The organism is Streptomyces sp. NPDC028635, assembly GCF_040637635.1.
In the GTDB taxonomy this organism is placed as follows: domain Bacteria; phylum Actinomycetota; class Actinomycetes; order Streptomycetales; family Streptomycetaceae; genus Streptomyces.
In genome coordinates this window covers 17,107-34,308 of record NZ_JBEZWX010000036.1, presented here as the reverse complement: position 1 = coordinate 34,308, position 17,202 = coordinate 17,107, and the positions used below count along the sequence as shown (strand labels likewise).

The following is a 17,202-nucleotide window of genomic DNA, read 5'->3' as shown; positions in this document are numbered from 1 at the left end:
GACCTCCTCGTGTGGGACGGGGGGTCCCGGCCCGGTCGCGTGCCGGGCCGGGACCCGCGCGGTCGCGTGCCGGGCCGCGACCAAGGCGGTCAGCCGGCCAGTACGTCCAGCAGGCGGTCGACGTCCGCGGGCGTGTTGTAGAGGTGGAACGCGGCGCGCAGGTTGCCGGCGCGGTCGGAGACCTCGATGCCCGCGTCGCTCAGCTCGCCCTGGCGGCGGCCGAGTCCGGGCACGGACACGATCGCGGAGCCCGGCGCCGCGATCGGCTCGTGGCCGAGCGAGCCGAGCCCCTTGCGGAAGCGTTCGGCCAGCGCCACGTCGTGGGCGTGGACGGCGTCCACGCCCAGCTCCTCCACGAGTTCGAGCGAGGCGCGCAGCCCGGCGTAGCTGAAGAGGGCCGGACTGACGTCGAACCGCCGTACGGCCCGGGCGAGTTCGGTGACCGGTCCGTAGCAGCTGTCCCAGGGACGCTCGCCCGCGGACCAGCCGGCGAGCAGCGGGCTGAGTCCGCCGAAGTCCCGCGTGGCGTCCGGGGCGACGAGGAACGCGGCACCGTGCGGTCCCATGAGCCACTTGAAGCCGACAGCGGCGAGGAAGTCGTAGGCGTCCGGGTCGACGGGCAGCCAGCCGGCCGACTGGGAGGCGTCGAGGTAGACGCGGGCGCCGTGCGCGCGGGCCGCCTCCCGCACCGCGGCCAGGTCGGCGAGGCGTCCGTCGGCGGACTGCGTGACGCTGACCGCGACCAGCGCGGTGCCCGGACGGACGGAGGCGGCGAGCCTCTCCAGCGGTACGGCGCGCACGGTGAGGCCGGCGCGCATGTGGAAGGGGTTCACCAGGGAGGAGAAGTCGTCCTCGGCGGTGAGGACTTCGGCTCCGGCGGGCAGGGAGGCGGCGATCAGCGCGCCGTACTCGGCGACCGACGCGCCGGTCGCCACCCGCTCCACCGGGACACCGGTGAGCCGGGCGAAGGAGGCGCGGACGGCCTCCACGTCCTCGTACAGGGAACCGAGCGGCCTGCCCTCGGCGCGCAGCCGTATCGCCCGGTGCAGGGCGGCCACGGTGCGGGCCGGGAGCAGGCCGTTGCTCGCGGTGTTCAGATAGGTGTTCTCCGGGGCGAACTCGGCGCGGACGACGCTCTCGAAGGTCTCCATGGGACCACTGTGCGGCTCCGCGTTCTCCCCGTCCATTGCGATTTTTTGCGCGGTACCGCCAAGCACTGCTTATGGGTAGCGGCTGACCTGCGCCTTTGCCCGGCTCAGCCCTGCTGCGGCACCGCGCATCCGTCCGGACCGCACGTCTCGGCGCCACCCTCGTCGAGGAGGGTCAGCGGGGAGCGGTCGCCCCACGCCTGGGTGAGCGCCTGTGTGAAGACCTCGGCGGGCTGGGCGCCGGAGACGCCGTAGGCGCGGTCGAGCACGAAGAACGGCACACCGCGCGCGCCGAGCTGGGCGGCCTCGCGTTCGTCCGCGCGGACGGCGTCGGCGTAGGCGTCCGGGTCGGCGAGCACCGCGCGGGCGGCGTCCGCGTCGAGACCGGCGGCGACGGCCAGGTCCACGAGTCGTCCGTCGTCGGCGAAGACGGACCGTTCCTCGGCGAAGTTGGCCTTGTACAGCGCGTCCAGCAGCTGGTCCTGCCTGCCGTGCTCCTTGGCGAAGTGCAGCAGGCGGTGCATGTCGAAGGTGCTGCCGTGGTCGCGGCCGCGGGTGCGGTAGTCGAGGCCCTCGGCGGCGGCCTGGGCTCCGAGGTTGTCCTCGCCCGCCTGCGCCTGCGCCTCGCTCATGCCGTACTTCTTGGTGAGCATGGTGAGCACGGGCTGGATGTCGTCCTTGGCCCGGCCGGGGTCCAGCTCGAAGGAGCGGTGCACGACCTCCACCTCGTCGCGGTGCGGGAAGGCCGCGAGCGCCTTCTCGAAGCGGGCCTTGCCCACGTAGCACCACGGGCAGGCGATGTCGCTCCAGATCTCGACGCGCAGGGTCACGGCTCACTCACTCCAGGTCGTGCGGGGTGCGGAGACTCCCTCCGCCTTCGGTGTGTGAACGTTCAAGCAGCGGGGTTCATTCCCGGGTGCCCTAAGCCACCGCGGAGGCGGCGCGGGTGCCGCCGGGGCCCAGGCGGCTGAACTGGGCGCGGTAGGCGCTCGGGGTCAGTCCCGTGCGCCGCACCAGGTGGACGCGCAGCGAGTCCGCCGTGCCCAGACCGCAGGCGCGGGCCACCTGGTCCATCGGCAGAGCGGTGGTCTCCAGCAGTTCCCTCGCCCGCTCGATGCGCTGGTGCAGCAGCCACTGCAACGGGCTGACCCCGCTCTCGGCGTGGAAGCGCCGCGTCAGAGTCCGCACCGAGACGCCCGCGTGCCGGGCCAGATCCGTGAGGGTGAGCGGCTTGTCGAGGTTGCGCATGGCCCAGCCGCGGGTGTCGGCGCAGGCGGTGCCGCGCTCGGGCGGCAGCGGGGTCTGGGTGAACTGGGTCTGCCCGCCCGGCCGCACCGGTGCGACCAGGGCCTGCCGGCCGACCTCGTTGGCGACGGCGGCGCCGTAGTCGGTGCGGATCATGTGCAGGCACATGTCGATGCCGGCGGCGTAGCCGGAGGAGGTGAGGATGCGGCCGTCCTGTACATAGAGGACGTCGCCCTTGAGGTCGACCGAGGGATAACGCACGCGCAGTTCGGCGGCCAGCTCCCAGTACGTGGTGGCGCTGCGGCCGGCCAGCAGTCCGGCCTCGGCGAGCACGAAGGCGCCGCTGCAGATGGAGGCGATCCGCTTGCCGGCGGCGTGGGCCTCGATGACGGCGGCGACGGTCGGCGGATCGGGGGCGTACCGCTCCCCGGTACCGGCGATCAGTACGGTGTCGGCGTCGCGGACCGCCTCCAGCCCGGTTCCCACGTGCAGGTCGAGGCCGCCGGTGGTGACGATCTTCCCGGGCTGCGGCGTGCACACGGTCACCTCGTACCCGGGGACGCCGTCCACCCGCGCCTTCTCGAACAGCAGCTCGGGAATGGCGAGGTTGAACATCGACACCCGCCAGGGCGCGACGACGGCGATGCGGTGCGGCACGACGGGCATGGCCAGAACCTCCGGAGGTATGGCATTCAGGCCACTACTGTACGACGGTCCGGATCCGCATGATCGACGGCATGACGACGCAGCACGCCCCACAGGGCGAGGAACTCCTCGTACACGGCCGGGAGTTGAGGGACGACCGGTCCTCCTCCCCCGCGCTCACCCTCACCGCCGCCCTCCTCGGTTTCGCGCTGATCACCCTCGACGCCTCCGTGGTGAACGTGGCCCTGCCCGCGATCGGCGGGGACCTCGGGGGCGGACTGTCCGGCCTGCAGTGGGTGGTGGACGCCTACACCCTGGCCTTCGCGGCGCTGATGCTGTCCACCGGTGCCTTCGCGGACCGGGCCGGGGCGAGCCGCGCCTTCGCCCTCGGCACCGCGGTGTTCACCCTGGCCTCCGCGGCCTGCGGCCTGGCCCCCGACCTGCCGGCGCTGATCGGTGCCCGGGTGGCGCAGGGCGTGGCGGCGGCCGTGGTGCTGCCGGCCTCACTGGCGCTGGTGCGGCAGGCCTATCCCGAGCCCGGCCGGCGGGCGCGGGCGGTGTCGCTGTGGGCGGCGGGCGGTTCCGTGGCCGTGGCGCTGGGCCCGGTCGCGGGCGGCGCGCTGACCACCGTGTGGGACTGGCGGGGGATCTTCTTCATCAACCTGCCGCTGGGCGCGGCGGCCCTCGCCCTGCTGCTGCGCGCGCCCCGCTCCGAACGCCGTCCGGCGCCGCTGGACGTGCCGGGCCAGCTGACGGCGGTCGTGGCCCTGACGGCGCTGACGTTCGCCGTGATCGAGGGCGGCCGGGTGGGTCTCGCGGCGCTCGCCGTGGCAATCGTGGCCGCCGTGGTCTTCCTGCGCGTGGAGGCGCGCAGCCCCCATCCGGTCGTACCGCTCGGCCTGTTCCGGGACCGGACGGTGACGATCGCGGTGGCCGCGGGGTCGGCGTGCAGTGTGGCCTTCTACGGCGTGCTGTTCGTCTTCGCCCTCTTCTTCCAGCAGGTCCAGGGCCACTCGGCGCTCTACTCGGGGCTGCTGTTCCTGCCGATGTCGGCCCTGATCGCGGTGACGAACATCGCCTCCGGCAAACTGGCGGCCCGCTACGGCGCGCGGATGCCGATGCTGCTCGGTCAGAGCCTGGCGGCGCTGGGCCTGCTGGCCCTGCTCACCGTGGACGCCCGCACCTCCCCGGCGGCGGCGGCGCTGCTGCTGGTTCCCATGGCCCTGGGCTGTGCCCTGACGATCCCCCCGCTGACGGCGGTGATGATGGACGCGGTCCCGGCGGAGCGCGCGGGTCTGGCGGCGGGCGTCCTCAACTCGGCCCGCCAGGTGGCGGGTGGCCTCGGGATCGCACTGTTCGGCACGCTGGTCTCCGACGGCTTCGAGGCCGGAATGCGCTGGAGCCTGGTCATCGGGGCATCCCTCTTCACCCTGACCGGCCTCGCCAGCACCCACCTGCGCCGGCGCCCCTGACGGGCGAAGGACCGGCCCTGTCCAGCCCCTTCGGGCGCCGGCCCGCGCCAACACCCGCAGGGGCGCGGGGAACTGCGCGAGCAACCGACGACACCCCCGCAGCCCGCATCGCACCCGCACCCCCACGGCGAACCCGCGCCCCCACGGCGAACCCGGAACCGCCCCGGCGCACCCGGAACCGCCCCGGCGAACCCGGACCGCCCCGGCGAAGCCCTACCGCTCCAGCCGCCCGTCGAACCGCCGCGGCAGCCCCAGCGGGTTGTCGTCCCGCAGCTCCGGCGGCAGCAGCGCCTCGGGCGCCCCCTGGTACACCACCGGCCGCAGCCACCGCTCGATGGCGGTCCCGCCGACCGACGTGGACGTGGACGTCGTCGCCGGGTACGGCCCCCCGTGGTGCTGCGCGGGCGCCACCGCGACGCCCGTCGGCCAGCCGTTGACCAGCACGCGTCCGGCGAGCGGGGTCACCTCCCGCAGGATCTCCGCGCCGCGGCCCTCGCCCGCGGCCTCCTCCGACGACAGCTGGACGGTCGCGGTGAGGTTGCCCGGCAGGCGGGACAGCACGCCCTTGACCTCCGTGTCGTCCTCGTAGCGGGCCACGACGGTGACCGGACCGAAGCACTCCTCGAGCAGCAGGTCGTACGCCCCCTCCTCGGTCAGCTTGCTCGCCGGCACGGTGAGGAAGCCCGCGCTGACCGTGTGCTCGCCGCCCGCGCCCGGTGTCACCGGCGTCTCGACACCCGGCAGCCCGGCGCGCTCGGCCACCCCGGCGACGAAGTTGTCCCGCATCCGGTGGTCGAGCAGGACACCGGCGTCGGTGTCGCTGACGGCGTCGGTCAGCGACTTCACCAACTGATCGCCCGCGCCGCCGGCCGGCACCAGCACCAGGCCCGGCTTGACGCAGAACTGGCCGACCCCGAGCGTCATCGACCCGGCGAGCCCGGTACCGATCGCCTCCGCGCGTTCGGCGGCCGCGGCCTCGGTCACCACGACCGGGTTCAGCGAGCCCAGCTCGCCGTGGAACGGGATCGGCACCTCACGCGCCGCTGCCGCGTCGAACAGCGCCCGGCCGCCGCGCACCGACCCCGTGAAGCCCGCGGCGCGCACCAGCGGGTGCTTGATCAGCTCGACGCCCGCCTCGAAGCCGTGGACGAGGCCCAGGACCCCCGCCGGGATGCCGTGTTCGGCGGCGGCGTTCCGCAGCACCTTCGCGACCAGCTCGGACAGCGCCGGATGGTCGGGGTGGGACTTGACGACGACCGGGCAGCCCGCGGCGAGCGCGCTCGCGGTGTCACCGCCGGGCACGGAGAAGGCGAAGGGGAAGTTGGACGCGGAGTAGACGGCGACGACACCGAGGGGGATCTTGTAGCGGCGCAGGTCCGGGACGGGCGGGGTCGCGGTGTCGTCCGGGTGGTCGATGACGACGTCGAGGAAGGCGCCCTCGTCGACGATGTCCGCGAAGGCGCGCAGCTGGTAGCAGGTGCGGGCGAGTTCGCCGGTGAGCCGGACCGGGCCGAGCGCGGTCTCCGCGTCGGCGACCTCAACGAGGTGGTCCTTCGCCGCGTGCAGCCGGTCGGCGGCGGTCCGCAGGAAGGCGGCGCGGACGGTGCGGTCGGCGAGCGAGTCGCGGGCGGCGTGCGCGGCGCGGACGGTGGCGTCCACCTCCTGGGCTGTGGCCTCCACCGCAACCTGTTCCCGCTGCTTCCCGGTTCGGGGGTCGACACTCCAGACTGGTGCTGCTGCCACCGTGGGTCCCTCCCAGTACGTCGCCGCCCCACCAGGGGCGTTCGATATACTGAACGCTGTCTCTGATGATGAACAGCTCGGAGACTATTTGCCGTCCAACGAAGGGGTCAAGGGCGATGTCGGCAGGCGAGACGGGCGGCGGGGCGCAGGTCAAGTCGGCGGTGCGGACGGTGGAGCTGCTGGAGTACTTCGCGGCGCGCCCCGGCATGCACTCCCTGGCCTCGGTGCAGGAGGCGGTCGGCTATCCCAAGTCCAGCCTCTACATGCTGCTGCGCACCCTCGTGGACCTGGGCTGGGTGGAGACCGACGCCACCGGCACGCGGTACGGCATCGGGGTGCGGGCGCTGCTGGTCGGCACCTCCTACATCGACGGCGACGAGGTGGTCGCGGCGGCCCGGCCGACACTGGACCGGCTCTCCGACGACACCACCGAGACCATCCACCTGGCCCGGCTGGACGGCACCAACGTCGTCTACCTCGCCACCCGGCAGTCGCAGCACTACCTGCGGCCCTTCACCCGGGTCGGCCGCCGGCTGCCCGCCCACTCCACGTCGCTGGGCAAGGCGATCCTCGCGACGTACAGCGACGAGCAGGTCCGCAAGATGCTCCCGGAGACGCTGCCGGCGCTGACCGAGAACACGATCACGGACCGGGAGAAGCTCATCGAGGAGCTGCACCAGGTGCGTGAGCAGGGCTTCGCCGTGGATCGCGAGGAGAACACGCTGGGCCTGCGCTGCTTCGGCGTGTCGATCCCCTACCGCACCCCGGCCCGGGACGCCATCAGCTGCTCGGTGCCGGTCGCGCGGCTCACACCCGCCCACGAACAGCTGGTGAAGGACGCCCTGTTCGACGCCCGCGACCGGCTGACCCTGGCCACCCGCCGGCTCTGAGACGTGGGCGCCCTTCGGGGCGGCCCGTAGGCTCTGCGGCATGGATGTCGTACTCCGTGAGGTCCTCGACAGTGATCTGCCGGTGTTCTTCCGGCAGATGAACGACCCGGAGGCGCTGCACATGGCCGCCTTCACGCCGAAGGACCCGGCCGACCGGGACGCCTTCGACGCGCACTGGCGGCGGGTGAGAGCCTCGGCGCACGTGCTGCGCACCGTCCTCGCCGACGGGGACGTGGTCGGCTCGGCCGCGGTGTACGGGGAGCCGGGCGAGCGCGAGGTGACGTACTGGGTGGACCGGGCGTACTGGGGGCGCGGGGTGGCCACGGCCGCGCTGCGGGCCCTGATCGGCCTGGTGCCCGAACGCCCGCTCTTCGCGCGGGCGGCGGCCGACAACACGGGTTCGCTGCGGGTGCTCGCCAAGTGCGGCTTCCTGGAGACGGCCCGGGCCGTCGACTTCGCGCAGGCGCGCGGCGAGGAGATCGAGGAGGTCGTGCTCCGGCTGCCGGGCTGACACCGCTCTCCCCCGCGCGGTGGAGGCGGATCGTCACCGCGCAGGAGGCCCGGGGCGGGCTGTGCGCGAGAGCGTGGGGGGCATGAGCCGATCACTCACCCCGTCCGATGCCCTCGGGCGGCCGCGCCGCGTGCTGCGGGCCGTCACGATCGCGGCCTGCGTGCCGTATCTCGGCCTCAAGGCCGCCTGGATCGCCGGGAGCCGCCTCGGGGTGCCGGACGGCAGTCCGCTGCTGGAGCACCGCACGACCATGGTCGTCGCCAACGCGGTCACCGTGCTCATGGACGGCGCGGTGATCGTGCTGGCGCTGCTGCTGACCCGGCCGTGGGGGTTGCGCGTGCCGGCCTGGCTGCTCGCCCTGCCGGTGTGGGTGGCCACCGGTCTGCTCGCGCCGATCATGGCGGGGTTCCCGCTCCAGCTGCTGGTCACGGCGCTGGGCGGCCGGACGCACACGGCCGGCGGCGGCGAACCCTTCCTGGACGCCTGGGTGTTCACCGTGGTGTACACCGGTTTCATCGTGCAGGGGCTGTGCCTGGCCACGCTGTTCGTGCGGTACGCCCACGACCGCTGGGGCGGCCTGTGGCGGGGCCGGGTGGGCGACCTGCCCTCGGGGGCGCGGGGGCGGGCGCAGCGGGTGGCCGCGGGTGCCGCCGCGGTGCTCGCGCCCGCCGTCGCCGCACCGCACGTGCTGTGGCTGTCCGGCAGCACGGCGGCCCTCAGCACGGGCCGCGCCGCCGGCCGGGACAGCGGCTTCTACGTCATGGAGGCCCTGTACGTCGTCTTCCTCGCGTCGGCCGTCGTCGGCGGCCTGGCCCTGGCGCTGCGCCGGGGCCGCCGGCTGCCCGCCGTGGTGCCGCTCGCCGCGGCCTGGCTCGGCTCCGGCGCGACGGCCTGCTGGGGCGGCTGGCTCGCGCTGGCCTCGCTGACCGGCGTGGAGAAGGCCGCCGACCGGCCCACGGGGCCGATGAACCTCACCTACGCTGGCCACATGATCACCGGACTGCTGGTCGCCGCCGCCGTGGCGTGGTTCCTCGCGGAGCGGTCCGCGGTGGCCGGCGCGGGGGCCGCGCCGCGCGCCGGGCGGGCGACTGCTCCCGTCGGACCGGCGGCGGCCACGGAGCCCGGCGCGTGATGTCCGGGGTCCGGCTGCTGTTCGGGGGGCGGGCGCGGCGGCGTTGGGTTCATCTGATCCTCGGTGGTGCGCTCGCCATGCCGTACGTCTTCGTCGGTGAGGTGGTCATCGGGCCGGCCATGGACTCCCGGTACGTCTTCGGCGATCTGCCGCTGCAACTGCTGTCGTTCGCCGCGGGGTTGCCGCTGGCCGCGCTCACCGCCGCCCTGTTCCCGATGACCCGGCCGCTGGAGGCGGGCGCGGTGCGCGCCCTGTGCGGTGTCGACCCCGACGCGCTCTCCCCCACGCCGGCCCGGGGCCGTGCCGCTCGTGGCCGGTCGGCGGCCTGGTTCACGCTGCATCTCGGGCTCGGCGGCATCCTGTCCGGGATGTCGCTGGCGGTGCCGCCGTTCGCGGTCGTCCTGATGGTGCTGCCGCTGTTCGCGGGGCTGCGCGGAAACGGGCTGGGGCTTCCCGGCGTCCTCGTCCACGGCTGGGGCCTGGTGCTCGCCCCGCTCGCGGGCGTGGCCATGCTGCTGGCGCTCGCCGGATGCGCGGCCGGCTGCGGGGCGTTGCTGGCCCGGTGGGCGCCCGCGCTGCTCGGGCCGACCCCGGAGGACCGGCTCGCGGCCACCGAGGCGCGCGCCGCCGACCTCGCCGTGCGCAACCGGCTCGCCCGCGAGCTGCACGACTCGGTCGGGCACGCGCTCAGCGCGGTCACTTTGCAGGCGAGCGCGGCCCGCCGGGTGCTGGACAGCGACCCGGGGTTCGTGCGCGAGGCGCTCGCCGCGATCGAGGACACCACCCGGCGTACCGTCGGTGAACTCGACGCCGTCCTCGGCGTGCTGCGCGCCGGTGACGCCCCCGGAACGGCGCCCGCGCCGACGCTCGCCGCCGACCTCGACGCCCTGCTGCGCCGCACCCGCGCCGGCGGGCTGCGGGTACGGGCCGAGGTCGGCGTGGACCCGGCCGTCCTGCCCGACCTGGTGTCCCGGGAGGCGTACCGGATCGTGCAGGAGGGGCTGAGCAACGCGCTGAAGCACGGCGGCACCGGGACCGCGGTGGACGTGCGGATCGTGGCCGACGGCCCGCGTCTGGAGATCACCCTGACCAACTCCCTCGGCGCCTCCCGCGCCCCGGCCGCCCGGCCCGGCGGCGGCCACGGCCTGCACGGCATAGCCGAGCGGGCCCGGCTGCTGGGCGGCGCCGCCGAGGCCGGCCCGGCCGGAGAGGCCTGGCGGCTGCACGTCCACCTGCCGATGCGGGGGACCGCATGACCCCACCGCAGCGACCGCAGGGCCGCTCGAGCCGCCGCACGACCGCGCCGGGCGGAACCGCACCACCCCGACGAAGGGACCCGTATGAGCCGTGAGCCGATCCGGATCGTCCTCGCCGACGACGAGCGCATGGTCCGCACCGCGCTGCACGCCATCCTGTCCGCGGAACCGGACCTCGACGTGGTCGGGGAGGCGGCGACCGGCGCCGAGGCCGTGGCCGTCGTGCGCGACCGGCGACCCGACGTGGTGCTGATGGACGTGCGCATGCCGCAGATCGACGGCATCCGCGCCACCGAGCAGATCCTCGCCACCCTCCCCGACCCGCCCCGCATCGTCGTCGTCACCACCTTCGAGAACGACTCCTACGTGTACGACGCCCTGCGCGCCGGAGCCGCCGGGTTCCTGCTGAAACGGGCGGACGCCGACACGCTCGTCCAGGCGGTACGGCTGGTCGCGCGCAGCGACACCCTGCTCTTCCCCTCCGCCGTGCGCACGCTCGCGTCCGCCCACGCGGGGGCCCCGGCGGCGCCCCCGGCCTGGGTGAGACGGCTCACGGACCGCGAGCGCGAGGTGCTGCGCCTGATGGCGGCGGGGCTCACCAACGCGGAGATCGCCGGGCGCATGGGCGTCGGCCCCGCCACCGTGAAGACCCATGTGGCGTCGGTGCTGGCCAAGACAGGGGCCCGGGACCGCACCCAGGCGGTGATCGCGGCGTACGAGGCGGGCTTCCTGAGCGGACGATGAGAAAACCGGGCGCGAGGGAACGATCGACGCCCTTCTGCTCGTCTTCTGATCGGGATGAACAAGACGATCAGGCGCGCATCGGTCTTCGCGCTGCTCCTGGTGCTCGCCCTGCTGGTGCGGGCGACCTGGGTGCAGTTCTACGACGGCACGGCGCTCGCGGACGACAAGGACAACCGGCGCAACGCGATCCAGACGTACGCGGAGCCGCTCGGCAACATCATCGTGGCCGGGCGTTCCGTGACCGGCTCGACGCGGACGTCGGGCGGTGATCTGGCGTACAAGCGCACGTACACGGACGGGAGGCTGTACGCGGCGGTGACGGGCTATGCCTCGCAGGCGTACGCCCCGACCCAGCTGGAGGGCATCTACGCACAGCTGCTCAACGGCACGGACCCGCGGCTGCGGACGGTGATGGACACGGTCACCGGCAAGCGGGCCGACCCGGGCGACGTCCTGACGACCATCGACCCGGACGTGCAGAAGGCGGCGTACAAGGCGCTCGGCGGCAAGAAGGGCGGCGCCGTCGCCATCGACCCGAAGACGGGCCGGATCCTCGCCGTCGTGTCGGCGCCGTCGTACGACCCGTCCGCGCTCACCGACGCCAACACCGCGGGCTCGGCGTGGAAGGAGCTGAACGCCGACGCGGACAAGCCGCTGAACAACCGGGGGCTGCGCCAGCCGCTGCCGCCGGGCTCCACGTTCAAGCTGGTGGTGGCCGCGGCCGCGCTGGAGGACGGGCTGTACTCCTCGGTGGACCAGCGCACGGCGAGCCAGGACCCGTACCGGCTGCCGGGCACCACGCGGGACCTGAGCAACGAGAACCCGTCGGCGCCCTGCGAGAACGCCTCCATCCGGGTCGCGCTGCAGTACTCCTGCAACAACGTCTTCGCGAAGATGGCGGTCGACCTCGGCCAGGACAAGGTGCGGGCCATGGCGGAGAAGTTCGGCTTCAACGACGAGCAGCAGGACGTGCCGGTGCGGGCGTACCCGAGCGTGTACCCCGAGGACATGGACAAGGCGCAGACCGCGCTGACCGGTATCGGCCAGTTCGACGTGACGGCGACGCCGCTGCAGATGGCGATGGTGTCGGCGGCGATCGCGAACGGCGGCAAGCTGGTCTCGCCGCACATGGTGTCCCAGATCACCGACAGCGGCGGCGATGTGCTGCACAACTACGACGAGGACGCCCAGAGCAAGGAGATCGTCAGCTCCCGCACCGCCGAGCAGCTCCAGTCGGCGATGCAGACGGTCGTCGAGGAGGGCACGGGCACCAACGCCCGGATCTCCGGCGCGACCGTCGGCGGCAAGACCGGTACGGCCCAGCACGGCGAGAACAACAGCAAGACGCCGTACGCCTGGTTCACCTCGTACGCCAAGGCCGGCGACAAGGAGGTCGCGGTGGCGGTCATGGTCGAGCAGTCCGACGCGGCGCGCTCCGAGGTCAGCGGCAACGGGCTGGCCGCGCCGGTGGCCAAGGCCATGATGAAGGCCGCGCTGAAGAGCTAGCGGCGCACGGAACGCGGGGGACACAGGGGGCAGCCGCTCGGGGGCTGCCCCCTGTGTCGTGCCCGCGCCCCGCCGGTGAGAACCGGCGGGGCCGCTGCCGGCGTGCCCGGGGACTAGCCCACGTAGTACGTCGGGTTGGGCAGCTTGTACGTCCGGTCGGCGTAGCCGCCCTCGAGGTCGGAGTACTGGTCGCCGAAGTTGGCGATGACCTCGTAGCCGAGGTCGTCCTCGATGTGCCGGCGCGTGCCCGCCTTGTACTGCACGGTGGTGCAGTTCCAGGTGCCGGGGGTGGCGCAGTCGCCCAGGTAGGCGGGCGGGTTGGCCTTGTCCTTGAGGAACATGTGGCCGGCGTCCAGGTTCACATCGGCGCCGACCTTCTTCAGGTTGTCGACGGCGGCGGTGCGCTGGGCCTCGCTCAGGCCGGAGTTGTAGAAGACCGTGACACCCTTGGACGCGGCGTAGCCGACCAGCTCGGGACTGCCGAAGACGGCCGGGCGGTCGGCCTTGTCCACGTAGGCGTTCCAGGTGGCGCCGTTGTACGTGTAGTTGGTCTTCTTCTCGTAGTCGAGGCTGAGCAGCAGGGTGTCGTCGATGTCGAAGACGACGGCCGGCTTCTCGCCCTTCTTCAGCGCCTTGCGGGCGGCCTTGTCGATGTACTTGCGGGCGGCCGCGTCGATCCGTGCGAGGTCGTCGGCGTACGGGCTGGTGGGCGAGGCCTGGTAGACGCCGTTGCCGTCGAGCGTCGCGCCGTAGTAGGTGTCGATGTCCTTGACCAGGACGCCGATGTTGTACGGCTCGTGCGTGGAGTTGGCGGTCGACTGGTCGGCGGTGGCCGCGCCGGCGCCGTAGAGGGCGGCACCGGCGACGGCACAGGCGGCCGCGGCGGCCGCGAAACGCAGTGGCTTATGCATGACAGGTTTCTACGCGCGTCACCCCCTCGGGCGCGAGGCCCGTGGCCCGATCGAGACCTCTTTCGCAGGCAAAAATCCGGTCAAGCCGACGGTTGCGCCGCATCCTTGGGGTGCCGCCCCCGGAGGAACTGACCCGCGTCCCGGACGGCCCGGGCGTCGCCGTCCCGGGGCCGGGGGCCGCGTAATCAGGTCGACGCACGTCAGCACGGTGCTCGATCATGCGGTCATGCCTCTGAGAGAGACCCTTGCCCGAGCCGAGGCAGACCTGGCCGCCGGCCGGATTCCCGTCGCACGCCAGCGTCTGCGCGGTCTCGTCTCGTCCTTCCCGCACGACCTGACGCTCCGCCGGCGCCTGGCCGAGGTGTACCGGCTCTACGGCGACGCCGCCGAGGCCGGACGCTGGATGTACCTCGAAGAGGACCGGGACGCCGACGAGACCGCCGCCTTCGAGGCACGGTACGGCTCCCCGGGGTGGCGGATGAAGGCCCTCGCCTGGCGCGGCCCCGAGACGACGGCCGGCACCGCCTTCGCCGAGCGGCAGCTGGTGGCGGTGCGGACCGCCTGCGCCGAGGCGTCGGGGCATCCCGTCGACTGGGACGTCCCCGCCTCCTACCGGGACGACCCGGAAGGGGAGTGCGCGGCGCCCCCCGAGCGGCGGACGGCCGGCGGCGTCCTGGCGCGCGCCGGCTGCCTGGTGGCGGCCCTCGCGTTCCTCGCGATCTGGGTGAACGGAGTCCTCGCGCTCTTCGACCGACTCAGGACGGCGAGGCCGGGCGCACCTGCGCGGCCTTCAGCGCACGGTGGACGTGCATCGTCAAGAGCGGGGCCACTGCGGGTCGCGGCCGCTCAGGGCGACCGTCGCGTCCAGGAGCGGGGCGTTGCGGGGTACCGGGACCACCGGGCCGAAGGCGCCGTTGCCGTTGCCGTCGGTGGATGCCTGGAGGAAGGTGTGCGCCGCCTGGAGCGCGACCGGGTCGGGCTCGTACGGCCGGCCGGTGGCGCGGGCCAGGTCCCAGGCGTGGACGACCAGTTCGTCGATGGCGACGGCCGCCGTGACCGCGGCGGGGAGGTCGATGCCGCCCGCACGGGTCATGCCGGTCCAGGCGGCCGGGTCGCGCCAGGCGTCGGCGAGTTCGTCGAGGGCCTTGGGCAGTGCCGCGCGCCAGTCGGGGCCGATGTCCGGCACCTGCGCGCCCGGCGGGGTGTCCGTGGTCGGCCCGAGATCCTTGCGCGCGGCGTCCCGGAAGGCGACGGCGAGGCCGGCGAGGTGGCCGAGCAGGTTGCGGACCGCGTAGTCGGGGCAGGGCGTGGGATCCGAAAGCTGCTCGTCGCGGACACCCTCCGCGAGGCGGGCCACGATCCGGGCCTGCGGTCCGAAGTCGAAGGGCGGCGTGTCGTCACTCATGCGGTGCTCCCGGAGCGGATCGAGGCCACGCGGGTCGTGGGCCACTCGGACGGTGGACCGGGACGAGCCGCGGAACTCATCGGTGCCGGGGCGGCGGCCGTGTGCCGCACGACGCGACCGCACCGCGCGCCCGTGCCCGACCACCGGGCTGGTCTCCGGTTTCCCGGTGTCGTCTCCGGGCAGGGCGCCGTCACCTCGCTGGGCCCGGCAGCACGCAGAGTGGGTCCCGGAGCACGCACGGTGGGCTGGTTTCACCCCGTGAGGCCGCTGTCCGGCGGGGCCCTGTCAGCCCCCGCTCAACGCCGCCCGCACCGCCGCCAGGTCGGCGTCCGACGCCAGCCCCGCATGGTAGAGGCGGAGCGCGTTCGCGCCGAGGTCACGCGCGCGTGCCGTGTCCGCCGCGAGGGTGTGCGGGCTGCCGCCCATGCCGGTGACGACGGTGAGGTTGGCGGCGAGCACGCCCCGGCGCTGCCCGGCGAACGGTGCCAGCAGGTCCGCGCCGCCGGTGCAGGGGACGACCACGCCGTCCGCGACGGAGAGGATGTGCGCCGGGTCGACGCCTGCGTTGGCGCCGCAGTGGTACGACACCGGGTCGGCGTGCAGCAGCACCTGGAAGCCCTCCGGCGCCGCGGCACGCACGGCGGCGACGGCCTCCTCCTGGAGGGTGCGGGCGGTCTCGTCGCGGTACGCGCGCGTGGCGGCGGCCGTCGACTCGCCGAGCAGCTTCTCGACGCCGGCCCAGCCGGGCGCGCACGGCTCCTCGCGCCACACCGGCTCCAGCGCGGTGCGCACGGCTGCGGCCAGTTCCCCCGCGTCCAGGCCGTGGCGGCCGTAACCCTCCCGGCAGGACGGGCAGAAGCACAGCGACATCAGGTACTGCCCGGCCTCCCCCAGCCCGACGCCGCCCGTCTTGTCGTGGGCGTGCAGATGGGCGAGCCCGTACCAGCCGAGGGATTCCAGCTCGGTGCCGCGCGCCCCGGGCCGTACCGCGGCCTCGGCGGCGAGCGCGACGAGATACGCGCGTGTGGCGGGCTGCGCGATGCACGGCGCCCACGGGTAGCGGTCGCCGTAGGCGTTGACGACCGAGGTGTGCGGATGCTCGGCACCCAGACGGGAGTTGTGGGCGAGGACCACCCAGGTGTGCACCTGGAGGCCCGCGTCGGCGAGCGCCGCGGCGGCCTCGCCGTAGGCGTCGCCGGGCGCCCACGCCCCGGCCGGGTACGGGCGCAGGGTGTGCTCCCGCCACGCCTCGCCCGGCGGGTAGAGCACGGCGGCGTACTCGGCGGTGACGACACGGTGGCGCGGGTGACGGGGCGTCAGCGCGCGCGTGGAGTGGTAGGCGGCGGCCAGCGTGACCTGGTCCACGCCGAGGTCGGCGATCCGCGCCGGTGCCTGCGGGTCCCCCGCCACGTCCCAGGGGTAGACGAACGCGGACGCCTTCACTTGCCCTCCTCCAGCAGGGCCTGTCCGCGCTCGATCAGCCGCGCGAGCTGCTTGACATGGTCCTCGGCCGGCTCCTGCAGCGGGGGCCGCACCGGGCCCACGTCCGGTCCGCACAGCCGTACGCCCGCCTTGACCAGGGAGACGGCGTAACCGCGGCCCCGGGCGCGCAGCTCGGCGAAGGGGCGGTAGAAGCCGTCCAGGAGCCGGTCGGCGCTCGCCCGGTCGCCGTCGCGAAGCGCCCGGTGGAAGGCGAGGGCGATCTCGGGGGCGAAGCAGAAGACGGCGGAGGAGTACAGCGGGACGCCGATGGCACGGTAGGCCCTCTGGGTCAGCTCGGCGGTCGGCAGGCCGTTGAAGTACAGGAAGGGGCCCGGCACTTCGGTCCGCACCGCGCTGACCGTGCGCTGCATCAGGTCGAGGTCGCCGAGGCCGTCCTTGAGGCCGATGACGCCGTGTGTGCGGGCGAGTCCGACGACGGTCTGCGGGGTGAACACGGCGTTGTCGCGCTGGTAGACGATCACCGGCAGGGCGGTCGCGGCGGCGATCTCGCGGTAGTGCCGCAGCAGCCCCTCCTGCCCCGCGACGACGAGGTACGGCGGCATGGCGAGCAGCCCGTCGGCCCCGGCGTCCTCGGCGAGCCGGGCGAAGTGGGTGGCGAGGGCGGTGCCGTAGCCGGTGCCGGCGAGCACGGGGACGCGCCCGTCGGCGGCCTCGACGGCCGTGCGCACGCAGGCCGCGAACTCCTGCGGCGTCAGCGCGTGGAACTCCCCGGTGCCGCAGCAGGCGAACACGGCGGCGGCCCCGGCCTCGACGCCCTGGCGCACATGGGTGCGGTAGGTGTCGAGGTCGACCGAGCCGTCGGGTCCGTACGCGGTGACGGGGAAGAACAACGGCCCACCGGGGGCGCCGAGTCGAGCGGCGAGGGGGACTGACGACACGGGCACTCCCTGGGCACTTGCACTTCCGGCCGATTACGTCACTGATTGATGTCCATATTCATGAACGGCGTCAGCCTAGGGAGCCCGTTCGCCGCCGGTCAAGCACACGGCCGGTGCGAGCGCGCCGAGAGAACCGCTGGGCACGTGGGTTCCGCCGCTCCGCGCGCCCCTTGACGGTGCGGCGCGCCGATCTCTAGCGTGTCCACGCATGTG

15 protein-coding genes and 1 pseudogene are annotated in these 17,202 nt (G+C 74.0%); 8 read left to right on the top strand and 8 right to left on the bottom strand.

Annotated features, from left to right (window positions below):
• Positions 1-89 precede the first annotated feature (89 nt).
• The 3 genes from AB0E88_RS28770 to AB0E88_RS28760 form a co-directional block, all read right to left on the bottom strand.
• A complete protein-coding gene (locus tag AB0E88_RS28770; protein WP_361636401.1) occupies positions 90-1,151 on the bottom strand; it encodes an aminotransferase class V-fold PLP-dependent enzyme in 1,062 nt (353 codons plus the stop codon).
• Between the two features lie 104 nt (positions 1,152-1,255).
• The gene (locus tag AB0E88_RS28765; protein ID WP_361636484.1) at positions 1,256-1,972 is read right to left on the bottom strand and encodes a DsbA family oxidoreductase; all 717 of its coding nucleotides are present in this window, start codon (positions 1,970-1,972) and stop codon (positions 1,256-1,258) included.
• 97 nt (positions 1,973-2,069) lie between these two features.
• On the bottom strand, positions 2,070-3,059 hold the full coding sequence (locus tag AB0E88_RS28760) for a helix-turn-helix domain-containing protein (RefSeq protein ID WP_361636398.1): 990 nt from the start codon (positions 3,057-3,059) through the stop codon (positions 2,070-2,072).
• A 71-nt stretch (positions 3,060-3,130) separates the two neighbouring features.
• Here AB0E88_RS28760 and AB0E88_RS28755 point away from each other — a divergent pair, with 71 nt between their 5' ends.
• Positions 3,131-4,510 (top strand): MFS transporter, encoded by a 1,380-nt coding sequence (locus AB0E88_RS28755; RefSeq protein WP_361636396.1) that lies wholly within the window; start codon positions 3,131-3,133, stop codon positions 4,508-4,510.
• 213 nt (positions 4,511-4,723) lie between these two features.
• On the opposite strand, the gene AB0E88_RS28750 is transcribed toward AB0E88_RS28755, so the two are convergent.
• Positions 4,724-6,253: an aldehyde dehydrogenase (NADP(+)) gene (locus AB0E88_RS28750; RefSeq protein WP_361636393.1), complete on the bottom strand. Its 1,530-nt coding sequence runs from the start codon at positions 6,251-6,253 to the stop codon at positions 4,724-4,726.
• 116 nt (positions 6,254-6,369) lie between these two features.
• Between AB0E88_RS28750 and AB0E88_RS28745 the strand changes: the two genes are divergently transcribed.
• From AB0E88_RS28745 to AB0E88_RS28720, 6 genes are all read left to right on the top strand, one after another.
• On the top strand, positions 6,370-7,143 hold the full coding sequence (locus AB0E88_RS28745; RefSeq protein WP_361636390.1) for an IclR family transcriptional regulator: 774 nt from the start codon (positions 6,370-6,372) through the stop codon (positions 7,141-7,143).
• 40 nt (positions 7,144-7,183) lie between these two features.
• The gene (locus tag AB0E88_RS28740) at positions 7,184-7,654 is read left to right on the top strand and encodes a GNAT family N-acetyltransferase (protein ID WP_361636387.1); all 471 of its coding nucleotides are present in this window, start codon (positions 7,184-7,186) and stop codon (positions 7,652-7,654) included.
• An 82-nt stretch (positions 7,655-7,736) separates the two neighbouring features.
• A complete protein-coding gene (locus AB0E88_RS28735; RefSeq protein ID WP_361636385.1) occupies positions 7,737-8,786 on the top strand; it encodes a hypothetical protein in 1,050 nt (349 codons plus the stop codon).
• A complete protein-coding gene (locus AB0E88_RS28730) occupies positions 8,786-10,042 on the top strand; it encodes a histidine kinase (protein ID WP_361636482.1) in 1,257 nt (418 codons plus the stop codon). The genes AB0E88_RS28735 and AB0E88_RS28730 overlap by 1 nt, the downstream gene beginning before the upstream one ends.
• Positions 10,043-10,126: 84 nt before the next feature.
• A complete protein-coding gene (locus AB0E88_RS28725; RefSeq protein ID WP_361636383.1) occupies positions 10,127-10,786 on the top strand; it encodes a response regulator transcription factor in 660 nt (219 codons plus the stop codon).
• Positions 10,787-10,840: 54 nt separating this feature from the next.
• Entirely contained in the window at positions 10,841-12,292 is a 1,452-nt protein-coding gene (locus AB0E88_RS28720) for a penicillin-binding transpeptidase domain-containing protein (protein WP_361636381.1), read from the top strand.
• Positions 12,293-12,405: 113 nt separating this feature from the next.
• On the opposite strand, the gene AB0E88_RS28715 is transcribed toward AB0E88_RS28720, so the two are convergent.
• Complete coding sequence (locus tag AB0E88_RS28715) at positions 12,406-13,203, bottom strand: HAD family acid phosphatase (RefSeq protein WP_361636378.1); 798 nt, start codon at positions 13,201-13,203, stop codon at positions 12,406-12,408.
• 226 nt (positions 13,204-13,429) lie between these two features.
• Between AB0E88_RS28715 and AB0E88_RS28710 the strand changes: the two are divergent.
• Positions 13,430-13,954 (top strand): annotated as a pseudogene (locus AB0E88_RS28710) (DUF6584 family protein); the annotation flags it as partial.
• A 63-nt stretch (positions 13,955-14,017) separates the two neighbouring features.
• Here AB0E88_RS28710 and AB0E88_RS28705 read toward each other — a convergent pair.
• The 3 genes from AB0E88_RS28705 to AB0E88_RS28695 form a co-directional block, all read right to left on the bottom strand.
• Entirely contained in the window at positions 14,018-14,608 is a 591-nt protein-coding gene (locus AB0E88_RS28705) for a TIGR03086 family metal-binding protein (RefSeq protein WP_361636376.1), read from the bottom strand.
• A gap of 285 nt (positions 14,609-14,893) precedes the next feature.
• Entirely contained in the window at positions 14,894-16,051 is a 1,158-nt protein-coding gene (locus AB0E88_RS28700; RefSeq protein ID WP_361636373.1) for a hypothetical protein, read from the bottom strand.
• Positions 16,048-16,989 carry a 5-dehydro-4-deoxyglucarate dehydratase gene (locus AB0E88_RS28695; protein WP_361636370.1) on the bottom strand — a complete coding sequence of 314 codons (942 nt, stop codon included), beginning with the start codon at positions 16,987-16,989 and terminating at the stop codon, positions 16,048-16,050. The genes AB0E88_RS28700 and AB0E88_RS28695 overlap by 4 nt, the downstream gene beginning before the upstream one ends.
• Between the last annotated feature and the right edge of the window lie 213 nt (positions 16,990-17,202).